The 19,969-nt window shown below is 43.7% G+C and carries 20 protein-coding genes; 12 read left to right on the top strand and 8 right to left on the bottom strand.

Going from position 1 to position 19,969, the window contains the following annotated elements; all coding sequences use genetic code 11:
• Positions 1–3: 3 nt before the first annotated feature.
• The 4 genes from HMPREF0373_RS11525 to HMPREF0373_RS11540 form a co-directional block, all read right to left on the bottom strand.
• Positions 4–2,673 carry a hypothetical protein gene (locus HMPREF0373_RS11525; RefSeq protein WP_021739898.1) on the bottom strand — a complete coding sequence of 890 codons (2,670 nt, stop codon included), beginning with the start codon at positions 2,671–2,673 and terminating at the stop codon, positions 4–6.
• Positions 2,664–5,789: a UvrD-helicase domain-containing protein gene (locus HMPREF0373_RS11530; RefSeq protein WP_021739899.1), complete on the bottom strand. Its 3,126-nt coding sequence runs from the start codon at positions 5,787–5,789 to the stop codon at positions 2,664–2,666. The genes HMPREF0373_RS11525 and HMPREF0373_RS11530 overlap by 10 nt, the downstream gene beginning before the upstream one ends.
• On the bottom strand, positions 5,789–6,004 hold the full coding sequence (locus HMPREF0373_RS11535; protein ID WP_021739900.1) for a helix-turn-helix domain-containing protein: 216 nt from the start codon (positions 6,002–6,004) through the stop codon (positions 5,789–5,791). The genes HMPREF0373_RS11530 and HMPREF0373_RS11535 overlap by 1 nt, the downstream gene beginning before the upstream one ends.
• Positions 6,005–6,283: 279 nt before the next feature.
• Positions 6,284–6,535, bottom strand: a complete 252-nt coding sequence (locus HMPREF0373_RS11540) for a hypothetical protein (protein ID WP_021739901.1) — start codon at positions 6,533–6,535, stop codon at positions 6,284–6,286.
• A gap of 863 nt (positions 6,536–7,398) precedes the next feature.
• Here HMPREF0373_RS11540 and HMPREF0373_RS11545 point away from each other — a divergent pair.
• A complete protein-coding gene (locus tag HMPREF0373_RS11545; RefSeq protein ID WP_242831210.1) occupies positions 7,399–8,616 on the top strand; it encodes an IS110 family RNA-guided transposase in 1,218 nt (405 codons plus the stop codon).
• A 103-nt stretch (positions 8,617–8,719) separates the two neighbouring features.
• Here the strand turns inward: HMPREF0373_RS11545 and HMPREF0373_RS11550 are convergent, their stop codons facing one another.
• The 4 genes from HMPREF0373_RS11550 to HMPREF0373_RS16105 form a co-directional block, all read right to left on the bottom strand.
• Positions 8,720–9,184, bottom strand: coding sequence for a DUF3021 domain-containing protein (locus tag HMPREF0373_RS11550; protein ID WP_021739903.1), 465 nt, complete (start codon positions 9,182–9,184; stop codon positions 8,720–8,722).
• Positions 9,185–9,193: 9 nt separating this feature from the next.
• Entirely contained in the window at positions 9,194–9,634 is a 441-nt protein-coding gene (locus tag HMPREF0373_RS11555; protein WP_044964161.1) for a LytTR family DNA-binding domain-containing protein, read from the bottom strand.
• A gap of 23 nt (positions 9,635–9,657) precedes the next feature.
• Positions 9,658–9,999, bottom strand: coding sequence for a helix-turn-helix transcriptional regulator (locus tag HMPREF0373_RS17805; protein WP_021739905.1), 342 nt, complete (start codon positions 9,997–9,999; stop codon positions 9,658–9,660).
• A 116-nt stretch (positions 10,000–10,115) separates the two neighbouring features.
• On the bottom strand, positions 10,116–10,517 hold the full coding sequence (locus HMPREF0373_RS16105; protein ID WP_049946834.1) for a hypothetical protein: 402 nt from the start codon (positions 10,515–10,517) through the stop codon (positions 10,116–10,118).
• Between the two features lie 652 nt (positions 10,518–11,169).
• Between HMPREF0373_RS16105 and HMPREF0373_RS11570 the strand changes: the two genes are divergently transcribed.
• The 11 genes from HMPREF0373_RS11570 to HMPREF0373_RS11615 all read left to right on the top strand — a co-directional run.
• Entirely contained in the window at positions 11,170–11,367 is a 198-nt protein-coding gene (locus HMPREF0373_RS11570) for a helix-turn-helix domain-containing protein (protein ID WP_114000934.1), read from the top strand.
• Between the two features lie 280 nt (positions 11,368–11,647).
• Entirely contained in the window at positions 11,648–11,962 is a 315-nt protein-coding gene (locus tag HMPREF0373_RS17875) for a DUF5720 family protein (protein WP_416316104.1), read from the top strand.
• A 170-nt stretch (positions 11,963–12,132) separates the two neighbouring features.
• A complete protein-coding gene (locus HMPREF0373_RS11580) occupies positions 12,133–13,029 on the top strand; it encodes a DUF6017 domain-containing protein (protein WP_021739909.1) in 897 nt (298 codons plus the stop codon).
• Positions 13,030–13,521: a PcfB family protein gene (locus HMPREF0373_RS11585; RefSeq protein ID WP_021739910.1), complete on the top strand. Its 492-nt coding sequence runs from the start codon at positions 13,030–13,032 to the stop codon at positions 13,519–13,521. It abuts the gene before it with no gap.
• The gene (locus HMPREF0373_RS11590; protein WP_021739911.1) at positions 13,518–15,275 is read left to right on the top strand and encodes a VirD4-like conjugal transfer protein, CD1115 family; all 1,758 of its coding nucleotides are present in this window, start codon (positions 13,518–13,520) and stop codon (positions 15,273–15,275) included. Before HMPREF0373_RS11585 ends, HMPREF0373_RS11590 begins: the two co-directional genes overlap by 4 nt.
• A 36-nt stretch (positions 15,276–15,311) precedes the next feature.
• Positions 15,312–15,527, top strand: coding sequence for a Maff2 family mobile element protein (locus HMPREF0373_RS11595; RefSeq protein WP_005541840.1), 216 nt, complete (start codon positions 15,312–15,314; stop codon positions 15,525–15,527).
• A gap of 20 nt (positions 15,528–15,547) precedes the next feature.
• Positions 15,548–16,417, top strand: a complete 870-nt coding sequence (locus HMPREF0373_RS11600) for a VirB6/TrbL-like conjugal transfer protein, CD1112 family (protein WP_021739912.1) — start codon at positions 15,548–15,550, stop codon at positions 16,415–16,417.
• A 14-nt stretch (positions 16,418–16,431) separates the two neighbouring features.
• Complete coding sequence (locus HMPREF0373_RS17380) at positions 16,432–16,866, top strand: PrgI family protein (RefSeq protein WP_021739913.1); 435 nt, start codon at positions 16,432–16,434, stop codon at positions 16,864–16,866.
• Complete coding sequence (locus tag HMPREF0373_RS11610) at positions 16,784–19,213, top strand: VirB4-like conjugal transfer ATPase, CD1110 family (RefSeq protein WP_044964165.1); 2,430 nt, start codon at positions 16,784–16,786, stop codon at positions 19,211–19,213. Before HMPREF0373_RS17380 ends, HMPREF0373_RS11610 begins: the two co-directional genes overlap by 83 nt.
• Entirely contained in the window at positions 19,206–19,379 is a 174-nt protein-coding gene (locus HMPREF0373_RS17035; RefSeq protein WP_021739915.1) for a hypothetical protein, read from the top strand. The genes HMPREF0373_RS11610 and HMPREF0373_RS17035 overlap by 8 nt, the downstream gene beginning before the upstream one ends.
• A partial coding sequence (locus tag HMPREF0373_RS11615) for a DNA cytosine methyltransferase (protein WP_021739916.1) occupies positions 19,372–19,969 on the top strand: 598 nt, incomplete at its 3' end. The genes HMPREF0373_RS17035 and HMPREF0373_RS11615, both read left to right, overlap by 8 nt.

The raw sequence follows: 19,969 nt of genomic DNA on the forward strand, positions 1-19,969 counted from the left end.
CGCTTATTTCTTTGCAGTTCTAAAAACTTCTAAACAAATATCTTTATCTGCACATTTATCGCAAAGGATATTATGCATTTTTACATATTTATCTTTATCTAAGTTATTTTCATTTAAAACTGCATCCACTTCTGCTTGAGTAGAATTTTTAAATACCTCTCTAAGATTTTCATCAGCAGACTTGCTGTTCGGAACAGTAAGGAAGAGCTCTCTTTTAAGCATATAGTCTATCTCATTTGATTTTATGCTTGTGAATTTTCCATGCTGCACAGCAGCTTTTTCGATATAGCTTTCAGCCACATTTATGATGTCGATCACATCAGATGGAGATACAAACGGAAAATCAGAAGACAGTTCATCCATTTGCTCACTTAAATAATTTCTCACAATGCTCTTAACATACGTTTTTCCCGAAAATTCTTTTCGTGCTCTGTGTTCCAAAATAATTGTCATATATTGACCCAACAGAAATTCATCTTTATAGATTGACTTTCCCTCAATCACTGACTCTAATAAAAAGCGGTATCTGCATAATCTATATTTCATTAAATCGTACTGTGAAAAAGTCTCATACAGTGGCGTTTCTATACTAATATAATTATCGTTTTTCATATAGCCATTAGGATCATCTACTTGATATGGTTCTGGCTTCGCATTAAGAATCTTCAACAAGTAATACAACTCATTTTCTTTATCTGATGAATTCTTAATATAACTCAGCACGATATTGCATCTACTAAATGCTAATCCGTATACCAAGGCGTATCGACGGAAATTCTTGTACTCCATTCTAGAGGTAACATAAACCTGATATTTCCAATCAACCGGTGCCTGTGCTATCTCAAAAAAGCTTATATCCAACGGCCAAGGGAACTCGTCCCTATGGGTAATACTCATGTCCTGATCTGAAAGACATGCGAAATGATACTTTTTTTGATGATCCTTCGAGTTCTTTCTAAGCACATCACCGTCAATCTGCTCAAAATTTCTAACAATCCAGTTTGCTCCTTTTCCTTCTTTCGGAAGCTGTTGGAGATATAACGGCATCGTTTCACGTAAGCAATCAAATGAAGCACTCGCTTCAATATCTTTAACCTCATTTAATCTTTGCAATACTCTTTGAACGATGTCCTTAAAATCAGAATCAATATCTTCCTTATCCAGCACTTTTGTGATCAGCACATCAGATATTTTTTTATAGAAGGCCTTGAAATCATTTTTTTGATTATTAAAATCTATAAAGAATTTTTCTGCAATGCTGTTCAGGTCTTTTAAAGCAGCAATTAATTGATTGATTTCATCACAACTAACATCGAAATATTCGATTCTTGAAAGTTCCTCTGTTTCAGGATCACCTGGTTCAAAATTATCTATCTTTGATTTCAATTTTTTAAGTTTTTTGTTAATACCCTTAATTGTGGTCTCTTTTGCAAAAAACAGTTTGCAACGATCAAAAATAGACACCAACTCACCGGAATGATTTTCCTCAATGATTCCGCATGACAAACATTCGTATATATCCTGAATATCTTTTATATACATCCCCTGAGATTCATCATCCCACATATTGGTGATAGAAATAAAAAAGTGTCCTATAGGATAATCCAAAAAGTTTCTTTCACCAAACTGCTCAGGAAAATAAATTTTTAATATCTCATTTACATTACTATTAGCCGAATAAACTTGCTCATCCATGTAATATAGTGCTGGATGTGCAAATTTATCTTTTTCTCTTTCTTGTTCAGCTTTTTCAAATTTCTTTGCAATATATCCCGCAAATTCAGTTTGATTATCGAATTCTACTACTTTAATCTGCTCAGAGTAATCTATTGTAGCTGTACTTCCAGCTATCATAGCTGCCATATTATCAGCAATTCTTCTGCCTAGGAAATCATGGCTATTGTTAAAGAGATTCTGTGATGAAATCATAATTTTACTTTCAAACCAAGAATATACATTAAGCCACGTCTGATATACGTTTTTGTAATCCGGCAAATAGTTAAACAAGATAATTACATTTTTAAATTTCCCCAAAGTCTCAATCGTCTTAAGCATAATCGGAGAAAACTGATGTATTCCATGGATAACAACCATGTCCTTTTTTATGTTTTTGATTTGATCTCGTTTGTTTTCTTCTCGCAAAGCATCTTCTATAGTGATATCAATAGCTTTGTCGATTTCATCCTGTTTGAAATCATCTTTCAAGACAAAGTGCTTATTCTTTGAATCAAGTAACTCTTTATAAATTGCAACAACACATTTCTGCTCATACGTCAATTCAGATTCTTTAATGTTTTCAGGTTTCATTCCTAATTCAAACATGATTCGAATGCTATCTAAAACATATGCACGATTTCTTTTAAGAGATAACCTAATATCATCCAAATCAATCTTCTCATTGATCACCTGATCAAAATTTATATACTCAATCAAGTTATCGACTACTGCTCTCTGATTTATTGCAGTAGCGTCACTCTCCCAATCGTTATATAAATTGTTAATAAAACGAGAAATTGTCGTCAATTTCCCTTTATAAAACTCTGAGTATTGGTCACATAATCCATTAACAAGTGTCTGTGAAACACATAACTGGAAACTATTTTTTATCATTGCCCAATAAGGTTCCTTATTGATTTTATAAGGATTACTATATGTATATATAATTATTGCCATGAATCACTTACCTCCAGATAGTTTCCCCAACTGTTAATAATATCTTTGTCCAAATCATGCAACCAAACTACATTTCGTATAGCCCGCGTCAATGCAACATAAAGAATTCTAGATTCTTCTCCCATCTTCTCCCGAATTTCAGTCTGTTCATCAAAGCCACCACTGAAATCAGAGCTCTTCTTATCCGTTGAAAAACTATATGTAACTTTTCCATCGATTATGTTGACGTTTAAACCACCGACATTAATATTGGAAATATCTTCATTTGTAAACGGCAGAATCACAGTACCATACTCTAATCCTTTAGATTTATGTATAGTGGTACATATCACTTGAATGTCGTTAGCCTCATTTTTCTTAGAACGAGATGCTTCCTGCTGATAAGTAGTAATATTAATTTTCAGGAACTCATATACCTTATTTATTGTTATGTACTCATGAGCATACTGCCGTGTTAATTTTTCAATCAAACACTCGAAGTTCTCTCTATACTCACGCTTCGCATTCTCATCTCTGCATCGTGTCCACGGTTTTGTTGCCTGATAAATATCCCTTAAAACAACTAAAACCGGTCTGGACTCAAAGTCAGCAACGACTTGCTTCCATGTTTTGCCTATGTGAAGCATAAAATATTCGTCTAATAATCGTATTAGTTCTTCTGTTTTATTTGCTTTTGTATATCCAGAAATTTTGGCCAAATTTATATCCATAGATACATAATTTGATCTCATTAAATTTGTCAAATACACCTTGTTGCGTGGATGCGTGATTGCCATAACAAGTCTATACAAATCAAACGTTGACGAAATACGATATAAATCGCCACCTTCTGTAACTTTTATGTTGATATCAGCTTTTTCTGCCTCTTTCACAATGTTACTAATCTGCCAATTATACCTTACCAGGATCGCGATTGTTTGCTCTTCCGGCGAAAGCTTTTGAGTTCTATTTAAACGTGTCAACTTCTCAATTTGAACATTTACAGCCTTAAATAATTCATCATAAAAACCTTCCTTCTTCTTGCTATGAATATCGATTTTCTCAATCAGTTCATCATCTTCATATTCTTTTTTCACCCTACTTCTGAGACGATCTTTTTCCTCTTCATAAGGAAGTAATTTTTCGGTTCCCATGTCAGAGAATATATAATGAAAACAATCTAACAATCTTCGATCTGTTCTATAATTTCGATTAAGGGAATGTTCCTCCCATTCACCAATATTCTTTGTATTTAAAGCTTTCGTAAACGCACTTAAAGAAGCACCTCTAAATCTATAAATGCTCTGCTTTAAATCACCAACTACAAACAATCGGCACTGATCACCAAACATTTTCTGCAGTCCGGTAATGGTCTCTATCTGAACATCATCCGTATCCTGAAATTCATCTACAAACACATATTTATAATTATGGCCTTGTTTCATCAATTTACCAGAATCAACCAAATTATGAATTTGTATCATACACTCACGAAGTCCAATTAAATTATTCTTTTTTAACTGATTTGCATAATCCTTCTCTGCCTTCAACATAACCTGCTCAATAAGTTCGTTGAAATACGGCATACTAGCAATCGGATTTCCAAACTTTTCTATAGGGATATTTTTAATATCCACACTACGATCATATAATTTATCGCAGAATGTAATTAATAACTCTTCAATCTTATATGTTGGCATGGTCAACTGATGAACAAAATTTGGATTTGATTCATTCTTTTCATCAAGATACACATTCAAATAATAATGATAAAGTTGTTTTCTATTATAGGTCTCACTGGTAATCTGACTATCGTATCCAAGCCCCATTCTTAAACAATCTTTTTGCAACAATGAAATCGCAAATTTATGGATGGTTGAAATTTGAATTTGATTCATGTCCTCAATTAAATGCATGTACTTCTCATTCGATGTGAGAATGAAATAATTCATGAACATCCGTTTTAATCTGCTCTTCATATTATCTGCAGCATCATTTGTAAATGTGATCATTACAATTTCACCAGAAATATCAACAACCGCATCTGCAGTTCTGTTACAAAGATATGCCACTCTGGATACCATAGAGTAGGTTTTTCCTGTCCCTGCTCCCGCTGTAACCAATATATTCTTATCGCTGGCTGCATGCTCAATCTTATATTGTTGGAAATTGAAGGCAGTTACATTAGCTAAATTTTCTAATACATTCTGATTCTCATCAGAAACAACTCCTTCTTCAATAAGGGTGTCTGCATCGACATAGGCTTCCAAATCAGGCACAACTTCTATCTCACAGTTAAAAATGTTAAAACTATCACCTATTTTTTCTAACTCAATTGATCCTTTTCCAATTGTAAGGTTACCTTTTTCTGGCCATATCCTTCTTTCAGAAAATCTTTTTTTAAATTCGTCTACTATTTTCAACAGATCTGCCTTGGATGATACGAATACAATTTCTTTAATACCTTTAAAGTATTCATCTGCTATTTCCACAGCATTTTCATCACTGAAAGCATTTCTAAATATTCTAAGTCGAGAATATCCTGGATTTAATGCCTGCTCTTCTGCTTTCAAATCAAAAGTCGGCTCAAAATGATGACGAATCAATGCGAATCTTTTAGCATCCAGTTCATCATGCTTCACACCTTTGTCAATATTATATCGGGCCATAAATTTCTGATATAATTTAACAGAGTCTTTCAAGTCTTCTTCAAAAATTGTTTCATTTGTCTCTGAAACAACATTAAGGCCTTTCTCAAAATACTGTTTTTCCGAAATTATAGGATAGCAAACAAAACTCATTACCAGCGGATTCATTCCCAATTCTCGTTGAATCTTAGTTAACAAGTCGAATCTATATCCCCTTGCTTGGCTACGCGGACTATCTTCTGGATTTTCCTTTCCTTCCAAAAATATAGTATTTGAATTTACAACAGTTAAAATACCATATGGATGCCAGCCTTTAACTTCTACGATAAATAATCCTACATTTGGAGCTAATACACAAAAATCATACTCACGCCCATTTACACTTCTAGTGTTATAAACAACCCAGTCAGTAGGAAGATTTTTTGAAAAGGCATGCCAAACTTTTTTCTCCCCTTCATATTTCGGCTCTTGATCAATCAATTTTGCCATTACTTCTCCTCCCTATCAGGTAAAATTTCTATAACATCATCCATACTACAATTTAACGCATTGCAAATTTTTGCCATTACTTCTACGGTGACATTCTCGTTATTTGCAAGTTTAGTCATGGTACTATTTCTTATTCCTGATAGTTCCTTCAGTTCTTTCTTCTTCATGTCCCGATCAATCAGTAACTTAAATAATTTTTTGTATGATACAGCCATAATTCCTCCTGAAGAACATCAATTAAATAGATTTTTTTGCAAACAAAGTTCTCTAAGTACAGTATATCATACCCCTACTTTCTTTGGGCATAAATGTTGCGGATTGGGCAATTATTAGTCAAAAATGATATTGACTTGAACGTTGTAAGTCAAGACATTTAGAAAGAACTGGTATCTATTTTTTCATTTGACCTGCCGCAACTATCCGCCATCCATCAGAAATGTCTATAAACGCCAAATAGCCAAGACCATTTGTTGGCCTTAGCTACTGTTCATAACCTAAAAATCAAACGCATCTGGATCCAGTCCTGCATCTTCCAGAACTTCTCTTCTTTCATCTGGATCCATAAACTCTAACTCATCATAATCAAGTCCCGCATCTGCGAAGACATCTTCCTCTTCATCCTCATCAAATGAATCTGTTTCCTCATGCTTCATCATCGCATCCATGAATTGGAACTGTGCAGCTCTTTCAAATGAATCCAAGTGTCCATCACAATTAAAGTCAAACATCTTATCAAATCCAAACATTGTATTCCCCCCCTGTGTTTTTCTTAGCTCTATATTTTTGTTTTAATTTCTGTTGTCTTCTATCTCCAATGCCACAGCATCTGCATTCATCTTCTTCCAGGCAATTACTTTGTCCTGCTTAATGGAATACATCGTTGCGCCGTAGCAAACTGAAAATTGTTTCAGCTTTTGATTATAGACTCCGGTCTGCCAGGATAACTGCTCATTCTTATCTTTCCATACATAAATGCAGATTGTCTGATTCTTGGGATATCCCTAGTCTGATACTAACTAGAAGTCATTTAACTCGAGAAGGATCTCTTCTTAAATAATCCAGAAACGAAAGACTTCACCTTCTGCCACAATGTTTGTTCTGCAGTTTTGTCACCAAGCATTTCCTCCAATGAGACTGCGGTCATTTCCATTTTCTCTGCCTGATGCTGTTTTGCTTTTTTTCTCTCAATCGGATTTACTTTTCCGTTGTGCAGTGCATATTCTTCCGGCTTGTACTCATAATTTTTGATGATACTTAATGCATAGCCGATATTCGTATCTGAACATGCAGGACTTTGAACATGGAAGTCCTGTGTGAATTCCCTTACTCCTCCTAATATATAAGTTGTAGGGGATACACCACCTAACAGCCAGTTAGGATGTTTCCCTCTTGTTGCTAAAGCTGTAAGATAGATAAGTATCGGTCTGACCTATTACTCCTTGGACCATTGGGCGTCCGCAGGAAAGCCTGTCAGCCAGCTTATCATTACAGCCGTTCGATTTATGTAGGTGGGACTGCTATGTGCACGTCCGATTGAGTCCCCAGGAGATTGAATAAGCAATGAGGAATGCTGGATACCATACAATTTCAACTTATGGAGGAACCCTTTATGTACAACGCAGTCGGAATTGATGCTTCTAAACTCAAAAGCACCATCACTATCATTCAGCCCGCAGGAGTTGTTATTCGCAAACCCTTTGATGTCCTACATACATCTGATGAGCTGAACACCCTTGTAACCTATCTCAAGTCTCTGGAGGGTGAAATCAGAGCCGTCATTGAATGTACAGGTCGTTATCACGAGCCTGTTGTCAAATCTTTATCTGAAGCAGGTATTTTTATTTCTGCCGTCAATCCAAAACTGATTAAGGGTCAAAAACAAAATACACTCCGTAAAGTAAAATCAGATCCCGCTGATGCGAGAAAAATCGCTAAGTATGCTCTTGACAACTGGGCAGAACTGCGTGAGTATTCAAGTATGGATACTACAAGAGAACAACTCAAAACACTAAATTCGCAGTTCACTTTCTTCATGAAACAGAAAGTTGCTGCCAAAACCAATCTTATTTCACTCCTAGATAATACTTATCCCGGTGTGAACAAACTCTTCGACAGCCCCACTAGAGACGATGGTAGTGAAAAGTGGGTTGATTATGCCTATTCTTTTTGGTATGTTGATTGTGTCCGCAAAATTGGGCTAAAGGCCTTTACGGAACGTTATGAAGCATTCTGTAAGAAGCATCATTATAACTACCAGAAAAATAAGCCAGCCTTACTATTCGAGGAATCTAAACAACTTGTTGCAGTGTTCCCAAAGGAAAAATCTTACAAACTCCTTATTCAGCAAAGCATTCAACAGTTGCGTTTGGCATCGGAACACATCGAAATCATTCGTAAAGAAATGAATGAGCTTGTTTCTACACTGCCCGAATACGAAATCGTAATGAGCATGTACGGTGTTGGTGAAACCTATGGATCTCAGTTGATTGCTGAAATCGGGGATGTATCTCGTTTTACACATCGAGAGGCTATCACCGCATTTGCCGGTGTTGATCCTGGTGTAAATGAATCTGGACAATTCAAGCAACGAAGCAACCGTGCTTCAAAGAACGGTTCTACAAGGCTTAGGAAAGTCAAAACAAGATATAGGAAACTGAAAGAACTTGGAATGAAGGAAGAGTATATCCAATGGCACGCAGCTATGCGGCAGGGTATCTGGAATTGTAGTAGCAACAGAATGGTACAGTTTGCCTTGAATAATGCAAAACTCCGTGAATGGGGTTATCCCACATTCACAGAGTTCTATTTGAAAATATGTGAAAACTAAGGAACCGCCTTGGTACGGAACCGTATGCCAGGTGGTGTGGGAGGACGGTAAATAAAATAATTATTTACCTCCTACCCGATTTGCCCTTTCTATGCGTCACAACTTACTTTGTATCTTTTCCTTTTCTGAAGCATTCGTTCATTCTTTTTATTTTGCGTTTCCAATTTAGATATTGGGCTATCCAAACAATGACAAAAATCACAACGAAAATGCCTACATAGGAAAGAATGCCGGCAATAGAATGTTTCATCCAGTTTGTTATATAGGCAATTGGCAGCATTATAATACACGCAATTAAAAAGTATATGCCGCTTTGTTTGGCAAGGCTCCACGAATCCAGTTCCCAAATAACAGAAGCCATTGCAAAACCCGAACCAATTATCCCGCAGAGAACAGTCTGTAAAATGACGGCGTTCAACTCATTACCCATCGAACCGATTAACTCCGGTGTGACAGGATAATATGAGCCGTCTCCAACACATGCGGAACTAATCAAGGTAATCACAAAACCAATGGCTATTCCGACAGGAAATCCTACAAATCCACGCGAAAGTATCTGTTTTTTCATTTTATCACCTCATATTCCTAATAATTGTTTGATTCTGGCGACATATCGCCTCGAAACATAAGTAACTGTTCCGTTCGAAAGAGAAACACAAATGGTTCCAGTAAAACTCAGGTCAAAGCCTCTTACTTTTTTGAGATTGATGATTTCAGAATTAGATATTCGCACGAACGAATTGCTTGCAAGGCGTTGCTCCATTTCATACAGCCTTAGCCTGATAACATATTTTTGAAGCTCTGTTTCGGCATATACTTTCCCGTTTGAAGCGAAAATACGATAAATTTGATTTGGCTCCAATACGGTCACTTGTTCATTTTGAAAGCCTGCAATCATTTGTTTCTGTTCCCCGGCAAGTTTTTTCATTATTTCATTAACCTCATCTGTCACCTTGTTTGTCACAATGGTGATTTTCGGTTCAGTGCAGTGCTCATCGATTTTAATCTCAATCTGCATTTGCTTACCTCCTTTCCACGGCTTTAGTATAAGAATATCGGGAAACAAAATCTACTGTTTCCCGATAGATGGTTGTTATTTGACCATAGGTGGTATTTTGTGAAAAAACAAGATGTTCTGTGTACTAAGTATAGCAGACATTCGTTGATAATTTCTTTCATTGTCTCTATATCTCCTTTTATGAGTTGGTCGAGAGATACATTAAACAATGAACTGAGAAACAGCAGGCTGTGAATATCAGGGGAGCTCTTTCCGTTCTCCCAATTTGAAATCGTCTGTCTTGTCACATATACCTTTTCAGCCAATTCCTCCTGGGACAGATTAAGCTCTGTTCGGTATTTTTTTATCTGTGCGTTCAGCTCCATAAAAATTCCTCTCTTGACCTACTCTGAGAATAATCACTTCTTCTTTTTCTGTTTATCAAACCTGTTTTACTTCGCTGAAAACACGGTGTCAAAAGTATTTGACAGCACTTAAATCCTTATAAAAATAGGTTGATGATTTCTTTAGCCCACAAAAGGTAAGACGGAACAACCGTATCGAGCGATTGCTTTACAGTAGTAATATTCTGCGTGGAAAGCTCGCCGATTTTCTGAAATACACTTCCTGCGGCTTCGGTATCTCCTAACGCAATCATCGCTTTTGCATTATCACCAAGGGCAAAATATTTTCCAATCGATAATGCTCCGACGGAAAAATCGCCAATTGCGATTGCTCCGAGAGAAATAATACCCAAACTGATTGCTCCGATCGCAAAAATGCCGACAGAAAAACAGCCTACGGACAGAAGCCCTATTGCAAACAGTCCGAGAGAAAGCAAGCCGAGCGAAAGCATACCTAACGATAACACTCCAACGGATAAATGATATTTCTGTTCTTTCAAAACAACCACCTCCTGTTTTCACAATTATATAATAGGAAAGGGCATAGAGGTAGTGTGCGATTGCAGCTTGACACCCCTAAATGAACTAATTAACAGGGTAACAACCGCCTTGTCCATTAGCAAGAATTTTGCTCGTTTTTTTCTCCCGTTAGCAGAGAGGGCATTTTCATTAGCAAAATGGCGAAAATCCTGCTAATTTTTATTAGCAAGCCGTACACCTGAAAGGCGGACGACATTAGTCCTAATTTCCATTAGCTGACGGAGAATTTGCTAATGAAAATCTATGAATTTCACCATTTTTCTCTTTTCCCGTAAAAATGAAAAAACGCCGGAAACCCTTGATTTTACTGGGTTTTCCGGCGAAGTTTTTGGCGTTCCCGAGGTGATTCGAACACCCGGCCTACCGCTTAGGAGTATGGCTTACCATGTGATACACGGTTCGGATGTAACTTCCAATATCATCCCTTACGCAGAATGACTTGTAGTAAACGAACTTTATGGTGCAAAACACCTATTCTGACGCAGTTTTATGTGTCCGTTGGGTGGTCCTATTAGCAAATTCTTAGCAAGAGGACACACAGCCAAAGCCGATTGCTACTGCCATTCTTCACTCCCTTAGTCAAAATGACAAGGCAAATACATGGAGGTTACTATGGACAAGAAAGAGAAAAAGTCACTGCCGGAACCGCGTACATATACCGTGGAACAGATTGCGGCCATGCTCAACATCGGCCGCACAACCGCATATCAGCTCGTCAAGCAGGAGGAGTTCAGGATCGTCCGCATAGGCAATGCGATCCGCGTTTCCAAGAAATCTTTTGACGAGTGGCTGGAAAGTTTAGAATTGTGAATATCGCAAGAAACGCCGTAGGCTCAAAAAACCTATGGCGTTTTTTTATACCCATTTTTGAAGGAGGCTGGCAATGAAACTGACAGACGCAGAAATGAGGATGGTGTTTCAGATTGAAAATACCAATCAGAACGCTGCCCTGAATGAGATTTACATGACATGGCGCTATGCGCCGAACCCGGCAACGAAAGAAACGGCGGAAGGCCTTCTGGACAAGCTCCGCCCCCTGTCGGATCAGGAGTGCATGGATTTGATCCGCAAGGTGCAGGCCGAATACCGTCTGCCGGAGAAAGCCCGCACCATCGGGGAAATGTTGGCAGAGGCCAGACAGAAATCCGGGGCGCAGAAGTTATCCGGCCATGACATTATGGCTTTGGAGCGTTTCGACCCGGCGACCAGACACATGATCGTCTTTGATGTTCTTACCCATGACTCGCCTGTTGGCTGGAAGGGTGAGAAAATGCGCCTGTTCCTGACCGACACCGGATACAGCAAGGCTTTGGAAAATCAGGAAAAGGGACATATCAAAATCCGTAACCATGCGAAGGTGCTTTCCGGCGATCTCCACTATGACCATAAAGACCGTGAGAGGTAGCCGCCCCCAAAATGTATCAAAATCAGTGGGATATCTTCTGTTTCTTCCTCCGTGGCTTTCGTTCTGAACAGGGCGTGGATGTTTTCCCATGCAGGAGAAAACGGAGGCATACAGACGGATAAACCGCTCAAAATCAACACTTTTTATTTTCACAGGAAGGAGGTGCGAAGATGGCTGTTTTTCGTATTGAAAAGACCCGTGATTATACGGTCATGTCGAACCATCACTTGAAAGATCGGACGCTGACCCTGAAATCCAAGGGGCTGCTGTCCATGATGTTGTCGCTCCCTGACGAGTGGAATTACACCACCAGAGGTCTTGCGGCAATCTGCCGGGAAGGTGTGGACAGCATCGGTGCGGCATTGAAGGAGCTGGAAAACCACGGGTATATCCGGCGCACCCAGCTTCGGGATGAAAAAGGCAAGATCACGGATACCGAGTATGTCATTTACGAAATGCCTCAGTGCGAACCGCCGTCAAGCCCAGGTACGCCTTTACCGGGTACGGCAAAGCCATATACGGAAAACCCGGATATGGGTATCCCGGATACGGCGGAACCGTGTACGGAAAACCCCGCACAATTAAATACTAATCAAACAAAGACTGATTTATCAAGTACGGAACTATCAAATCCTATCCAATCAAATCCCCCTACCCCCGCAGGGGCAAGGATGGGAACGGATCGGATGGGAGCCAGAGAATGTTATCGTGAAGTGATTTTGGACAACATCGAGTACAGCTATCTGGTGCAGGACAGCCATATCGACCGTGAGCAGCTTGACGAGATCGTTGACCTGATCGTGGATACCGTATGTTCTGCCCGCAAAGTCATCCGCATTGCCGGAGACGATTATCCGGCGGAGGTGGTAAAGTCCCGGTTTATGAAGCTGGACAGCTCCCATGTTCAGTATGTTATGGACTGCATGAAGGACAACACCACCTATGTCCGCAATATCAAGAAATACCTTCTGGCGGCGCTGTATAACGCTCCGACCACCATCAACAGCTACTATTCTTCCCTGGTGCAGCACGATATGTACGGGGACGGGCAAAGGGGGCGAGGCTAAATGCAGGAGGAAGTAACGCGGGGCGCCGTGACACTCATTGTTGACGGAGCCAAGCTAAGTGAGCAGGTCTTTGAAAAGGCCGTCAAAAAGTTCCTAGAGGAAATCCAGAAAAGCCAGAAGCCAAAAATCTACCGCGGCAGGCAGAGCCTTAAACAGCTTGCCAGCCAGAACGCCGGTCTTGCCAATATCGAGATCAGCGACAAGAATATCAAGGCTTTCTCCCGTGTGGCGAAGAAATACCATGTGGATTTTGCATTGAAGAAGGACACCGCCGCAGCGCAGCCCCGTTACCTGGTCTTTTTCAAAAGCCGGGACGCGGATGCCATCACAGCGGCATTTCAGGAGTTTGCCAGCCGGAAAATGAGCCGTGAGGAAAAGCCATCCATCCGGGAGCGGCTGACCCAGGCGAAGGAACAGGCGGCAGAGAAAGTGGAACACCGCACCATTGACCGGGAGAAAGTAAAGGTCAAAGATCGGAGCGTGCAGAGATGAACATGAAAAAACTGTTTTTGCTGAATCTCCCGTATCTTCTGTTCGTGTATCCCTTCGATAAGCTGGCACAGGCTTTCCGGCTTGCGCCCGGTGCTGACCTTTCCGGCAAGCTGCTCTCCATTGGGGACGGCTTCACGGCAGCCCTTTCCTCCCCGTGGCTCAGTTTCCATCCCACGGACCTGCTGATCGGCATAGCGGGTGCGGTGATCCTTCGCATGGCGGTCTACCTGAAAGGCAAGAACGCTAAGAAGTATCGCCACGGGATCGAGTATGGTTCTGCCCGCTGGGGTACGGCGGCAGATATCGCTCCCTACATGGACAAGGACTTTTTCCAGAACATCCCCATGACGCAGACGGAACGGATTACGATGGCGAGCCGTCCAAAGCAGCCGAAGTATGCCAGAAATAAAAACATTCTGGTGATTGGCGGTTCCGGCAGCGGCAAGACGCGGTTCTTCTGTAAGCCGTCGCTGCTACAAGCTCATTCGTCCTATGTCTGCACTGATCCGAAAGGAACCTTGCTGCCGGAGATCGGCGCTTTCCTGGAACGGAAGAAATACCGTATCAAGTGCCTCAACCTGATAAACTTCCAAAAATCCATGAAATACAATCCGCTGGCTTATATCCGATCAGAGAAAGATATCTTAAAGCTGGTGAACGCCCTGATTATGAACACGAAGGGCGAAGGCGAAAAATCTTCGGAAGATTTCTGGGTCAAAGCAGAACGCCTCTATTATTCCGCACTGATCGGCTACATCTGGTATGAGGCCACGGAGGAAGAAAAGAACTTCATCACACTTCTGGACCTTATCAATGCCAGTGAAGCCAGAGAGGATGACGAAACTTATCAAAGCCCGGTGGACCTGCTCTTTTCTCAGTTGGAGGAACGGGAGCCGGACCACTTTGCCGTCAAGCAGTACCGCAAATTCAAGATGGCGGCGGGCAAGACCTTAAAATCCATCCTCATTTCCTGCGGTGCCCGGCTTGCTCCCTTCGATATCAAGGAGCTGCGGGACCTGATGGAATATGACGAACTGGAACTGGATACCCTGGGTGACCAAAAGACGGCGCTGTTTGTGATCCTGTCAGATACGGACAGCACTTTCAATTTCGTGGCCGCCCTCATGTATAGTCAGCTTTTCAATCTGCTCTGCGACAAGGCGGATGACTTCTACGGCGGACGGCTGCCTGTCCATGTCCGTCTGATTCTGGACGAGTTTGCCAACATCGGCCAGATACCGAACTTCGATAAGCTAATCGCCACCATCCGAAGCCGTGAGATATCGGCTTCTATTATTTTGCAGTCGCAGAGCCAGTTAAAGACCATCTACAAGGATGCGGCGGATACCATCGTCGGTAACTGTGACAGCACCTTGTTTTTGGGAGGCAAGGAGAAATCCACCCTCAAGGAAATTTCGGAGCTGCTGGGGAAAGAGACCATTGATCTCTATAACCAGTCCGAAAACCGGGGCAGCCAGGTTTCCCACGGCCTCAGTTATCAAAAATTAGGAAAGGAGTTGATGACCCAGGACGAATTGGCAGTGATGGACGGCGGCAAGTGTATCTTCATGCTGCGGGGCGTGCGCCCGTTCCTTTCGGACAAGTACGACCTCACCCGGCATCCGAATTACAGATACACGGCCGACGCCGACCCTAAAAATGTCTTTGACATGGAACGGTACATGAAGAAGCAGCGTGCCGTGGTAAAACCCACGGACACCTTCGATGTGTACGAGATTGACGCAACGACTTAACCCAAAATCAAAAACATTTTTTAGGAGGATTATTTTATGGAATTTTTCAACAGTGCAGTTGGTGTTTTGCAGACTCTCGTAGTGGCCCTGGGCGCAGGTCTTGGTATCTGGGGCGTTATCAACCTTCTGGAAGGTTATGGCCAGGACAACCCTGCTTCCAAAAGCCAGGGTATGAAACAGTTGATGGCCGGCGGCGGTGTCGCCCTCATCGGCATCACCCTTGTACCTCTGCTCTCCGGCCTGTTCGGTTGATCGTCCGGCGGTGATCGCTTATGGGCGGCATACTCGACAAACTCGATGAATGGCTCCGAGGACTGCTCATCGAGGGAATCACGGGAAACCTGTCGGGCATGTTCGATACGGTCAATACCAAAGTAGGCGAGATCGCCGGTGAAGTGGGACAGACGCCGCTGGCATGGAACAGCGGCGTCTTTTCTATGATCCGAAACCTCTCTGAAACGGTGATCGTTCCAATCGCCGGGGTTATCCTGACATTCGTAATGTGTTATGAGCTGATCCAGCTTGTGACAGAGAAAAACAATCTGCACGATGTAGATACCTGGATGTTCTTCAAGTGGATTTTCAAGACCTTCTGTGCCGTTCTCATTGTGACGAACACATGGAATATCGTCATGGGTATCTTCGATGTGGGGCAAAGCGTTGTGAACAGCAGCGCAGGCGTCATCATCGGGAATACCTCCATTGATATCAGCAGCGTCATCACGGATATGGAGGCGCAGCTTGAAGCCCTGGGCACGGGAGAACTGTTCGGGCTGTGGTTCCAGTCCCTTTTCGTGGGGCTTACCATGAACGCCCTTTCCATCTGTATCATGCTTGTCATCTACGGCCGCATGATCGAGGTGTATTTGACAACTTCCGTTGGACCAATCCCGCTTGCCACTATGACGAACCGGGATTGGAGCCATACGGGGCAGAACTACTTGAAATCCCTGTTTGCATTGGCGTTCCAGGCATTTCTAATCATGGTGTGCGTGGGAATCTACTCTGTTTTGGTACAGAGTATCGCCACGGATGGAAATATCTCAGGCGCGATATGGGCCTGCATGGGCTACACGGTCCTGCTGTGCTTCGCCCTGTTCAAGACCGGCAGCCTCTCTAAGAGCCTGTTCGGAGCGCATTAAGGAGGCTTGATAAATTGGCGTATGTAACCATTCCAAAGGATTTGACGAAAGTAAAATCCAAAGTGCTGTTTGGGCTTACCAAACGGCAGCTTATATGTTTCGGAGCGGCGGCACTCATCGGAGTACCGCTTTTCTTTTTGCTCAGACGCACGGCCAGCAACAGCGCCGCCGCGTTCTGCATGATTATCGTCATGCTCCCGTTCTTTCTGCTCGCCATGTATGAGCGGCACGGCCAACCCCTGGAGGTGGTGGCCGGACAGATCATCCGCTGTATGTTCCTGCGGACGAAGGAACGGCCTTACCAGACAAACAATTTCTACGCAGCCCTGGAGCGGCAGGCCCAGGCTGAAAAGGAGGTGAAAGCCATTGTTCAGAAAGCGAAAGCCAGAGCCGCAGGCACGGCAGGCAGCAAAACCCACGGTAAAGCTGACCGCCGCAGAAAAGCGTGAGATCAGCCGTATCCTGGAAACCGCCAGAGGCGACGGCAGGGTACATTCCGCACAGGATACCTTACCGTTCCGCCAGATGTATCCGGACGGCCTGTGCAAACTGGACGATCACACCTGGTCGAAGTGTATCGAGTTCGAGGATGTGAATTATCAGCTTGCGAAACCTGACGATCAGACAGCGATCTTTGAAGCCCTCTGCGATATGTATAACGCCCATGACGCTTCTATCGGGATGCAGCTATCTCTTGTGAGCCGCCGCATGAACCGGGAGGATTTTGTGAAGCGTATCGAGATCGCGGCGCAGGGAGATCACTTCGACCATATCCGTGAGCTTTACACGCAGATGCTCCGCAAGCAGCTTGAACGGGGCAACAACGGGCTTATCAAAACAAAGTACCTGATCCTCACCATCGAGGCGCGGAACAGCAAAACCGCACGGGCACGGTTTTCCAGGATCGTCATGGATGCCCTCAACCATTTCAAGGTCATGGGTGCTCTGGCGAAGGAACTTGGCGGCAAAGAGTGGCTGGAAATGCTCCACGGCATCCTGCACCCGGACGGGGAACGGTTTGCCTTTGAATGGAGCTGGCTTGCCCCTTCCGGCCTGTCGGTTCAGGATTTTATCGCACCATCTTCCTTCCGCTTCGGTGAAGCACGGAAGTTCACGATGGCGGATAAATTCTGTGCCGTGTCCTTTCTGCAGATCAGCGCACCGGAAATGGATGACCGTATGCTCACCGAACTGCTGGATACGGACAGCGGGCTGCTTGTCAGCCTCCATATCCGCAGCATGGACCAGAACGAGGCAATCAAAACGGTCAAGCGGAAGATCACTGACATTGACAGTATGAAGATCGATGCACAGAAAAAGGCAGTGCGGGAAGGTTTCGATATGGATATCATCCCCACTGACCTTGCCACCTACGCAGGCGAGGCAAAGAACATCCTCCGTGACCTGCAAAGCAGAAATGAGCGAATGTTCCTAATGACCTTCCTGGTGGTGAACTTTGCGGACAGCAAGCAAAAGCTGGAGAATGACCTTCTCCGTGCGGCAAGCGTGGCGCAGAAATATAACTGCTCCCTGGTGCGGCTGGACTTCCAGCAGGAGGACGGCTTCGTGTCGGCTCTGCCCCTGGGTGTCAACCGCATTAAGATACAGCGCGGGCTTACCACTTCGGCGGTGGCAGTATTCGTTCCCTTTACCACACAGGAGATTTTCCACGGTGGCGAAGCTCTCTACTATGGCCTCAATGTCACTTCCGGCAACATGATCCTTGCCGACCGAAAGAAGCTGAAAACGCCCAACGGCATGATCTTAGGCACACCCGGCAGCGGTAAGAGCTTTTCAGCAAAGCGTTCCATTGTGGGTGTGTTCCTGAACACAAAGGACGACATCCTGATCTGCGACCCGGAGGCGGAATATTTTCCGCTGGTAAACCGTCTGGAAGGCCAGGTCATCAAAATCTCGCCTACCAGCACGCAGTATGTGAACCCTATGGATATCAATCTCAATTACAGCGAAGATGATAACCCGCTGGCGTTGAAATCTGACTTTATCCTGTCGTTCTGTGAACTGGCGGCAGGCGGCCGGAACGGTCTGGAGCCGGTGGAGAAAACGGTCATTGACCGTGCTGTGCGGATCGTGTACCGCCCCTATATTGCAGACCCCTGCCCGGAGAATATGCCGCTGCTGGAAGATTTGTATGACGAGATCAAACGGCAGCCGGAGCCGGAGGCACAGCGGATCGCGGCGGCACTGGAACTGTATGTGCATGGCAGCCTGAATGTTTTTAACCACCGTACCAACGTGGATATCAACAACCGCATTGTCTGCTTCGATATCAAGGAGCTGGGAAAGCAGCTCAAAAGCCTGGGTATGCTGGTGATCCAGGACCAGGTATGGAACCGTGTTTCACAAAACCGGGATCAGGGTAAATCCACCTGGTATTTCGTGGACGAGTTCCACCTTCTGCTGCGCGGCGAGGTTGGTTCCTGGAGCGTAGAGATTTGGAAACGCTTTCGCAAATGGGGCGGTATCCCCACGGGGATCACGCAGAACATTAAGGACCTGCTTTCCTCCCCGGAGATTGAAAATATCTTTGAAAACAGCGATTTTGTGTACCTTCTGAACCAGGCCAGCGGAGACAGAAAAATCCTCTGTGAGCGTCTGAATATCTCCAACCAGCAGGCGGCACATATCAGCAACGCAGGCCCCGGCGAGGGGCTGATCTTCTTCGGCAACGTGATCCTTCCTTTTGTGGATGACTTCCCGAAGGACAATGAACTTTACAGCATTATGACAACAAAACTTGGTGAAACCGGGAAAGGAGAAAACGAACATGAATGATCCCCGCTATTTGCATACGGAAGAAAAACAGGAGGGCGAAACCTTCTTTGATGTGATGAACCGGCTGATTGCCAGAAGTAAGGCGGTCACGGCGGATATGGAGGCGGTCCTTGCGGAGCTGGAAAGTGAGATCGAACCGTTCCGTGCGCCGAAGGACCATGAATAAACTGACCCATGTGAGCCTGTTTTCCGGCATTGGCGGTCTGGACCTGGCGGCGGAGGCTGCCGGGTTTGAAACCGTCTGCCAGTGTGAGTGGGCGGATTTCCCGCACTCCGTCCTCTCCGCACGATGGCCGGATGTTCCCAGGTTCCGGGATATCACTACTTTCACGAAGGAGGCGTTTTTTGAAAAAACAGGACTTGAAACAGTTACCGTTATCTCAGGCGGCTTTCCCTGTCAGCCCTTCTCCACCGCCGGAAAACGGAAGGGCTTTGCGGATGAACGCTACCTGTGGCCGGAAATGTGCCGCGTTATTACCGAGCTGCGGCCCCGTTGGGTGCTTGGGGAAAATGTTGCTGGCTTCATCAATATGGGGCTCGACAAAACGATCTTTGACCTGGCAAAAGCGGGATACGCTGTTCTCCCATTCGTATTTCCGGCTTGCGGTGTCGGCGCATGGCATGAGCGCCAGCGAACTTTTATCGTCGCGGCTGATGTTTCCCACACCCCTTGCCTCCGACAACAACACCGCCAGGGACGCGGCAAGCCTGGATGTGTTTCTGTCGGACAATGGAATATTCCGCAAGAGGAACCGA

The organism is Eubacterium ramulus ATCC 29099, assembly GCF_000469345.1.
GTDB lineage: Bacteria > Bacillota > Clostridia > Lachnospirales > Lachnospiraceae > Eubacterium_I > Eubacterium_I ramulus.

What these genes read in the sequence shown, in the direction of transcription:
- HMPREF0373_RS11525 (WP_021739898.1), bottom strand. Translation starts at nt 2,673, where the DNA reads ATGGCAATAATTATATATACATATAGTAATCCTTATAAAATCAATAAG.
- HMPREF0373_RS11530 (WP_021739899.1), bottom strand. Translation starts at nt 5,789, where the DNA reads ATGGCAAAATTGATTGATCAAGAGCCGAAATATGAAGGGGAGAAAAAA.
- HMPREF0373_RS11535 (WP_021739900.1), bottom strand. Translation starts at nt 6,004, where the DNA reads ATGGCTGTATCATACAAAAAATTATTTAAGTTACTGATTGATCGGGAC.
- HMPREF0373_RS11540 (WP_021739901.1), bottom strand. Translation starts at nt 6,535, where the DNA reads ATGTTTGGATTTGATAAGATGTTTGACTTTAATTGTGATGGACACTTG.
- HMPREF0373_RS11545 (WP_242831210.1), top strand. Translation starts at nt 7,399, where the DNA reads ATGTACAACGCAGTCGGAATTGATGCTTCTAAACTCAAAAGCACCATC.
- HMPREF0373_RS11550 (WP_021739903.1), bottom strand. Translation starts at nt 9,184, where the DNA reads ATGAAAAAACAGATACTTTCGCGTGGATTTGTAGGATTTCCTGTCGGA.
- HMPREF0373_RS11555 (WP_044964161.1), bottom strand. Translation starts at nt 9,634, where the DNA reads ATGCAGATTGAGATTAAAATCGATGAGCACTGCACTGAACCGAAAATC.
- HMPREF0373_RS17805 (WP_021739905.1), bottom strand. Translation starts at nt 9,999, where the DNA reads ATGGAGCTGAACGCACAGATAAAAAAATACCGAACAGAGCTTAATCTG.
- HMPREF0373_RS11570 (WP_114000934.1), top strand. Translation starts at nt 11,170, where the DNA reads ATGGACAAGAAAGAGAAAAAGTCACTGCCGGAACCGCGTACATATACC.
- HMPREF0373_RS11580 (WP_021739909.1), top strand. Translation starts at nt 12,133, where the DNA reads ATGGCTGTTTTTCGTATTGAAAAGACCCGTGATTATACGGTCATGTCG.
- HMPREF0373_RS11585 (WP_021739910.1), top strand. Translation starts at nt 13,030, where the DNA reads ATGCAGGAGGAAGTAACGCGGGGCGCCGTGACACTCATTGTTGACGGA.
- HMPREF0373_RS11590 (WP_021739911.1), top strand. Translation starts at nt 13,518, where the DNA reads ATGAACATGAAAAAACTGTTTTTGCTGAATCTCCCGTATCTTCTGTTC.
- HMPREF0373_RS11595 (WP_005541840.1), top strand. Translation starts at nt 15,312, where the DNA reads ATGGAATTTTTCAACAGTGCAGTTGGTGTTTTGCAGACTCTCGTAGTG.
- HMPREF0373_RS11600 (WP_021739912.1), top strand. Translation starts at nt 15,548, where the DNA reads ATGGGCGGCATACTCGACAAACTCGATGAATGGCTCCGAGGACTGCTC.
- HMPREF0373_RS17035 (WP_021739915.1), top strand. Translation starts at nt 19,206, where the DNA reads ATGAATGATCCCCGCTATTTGCATACGGAAGAAAAACAGGAGGGCGAA.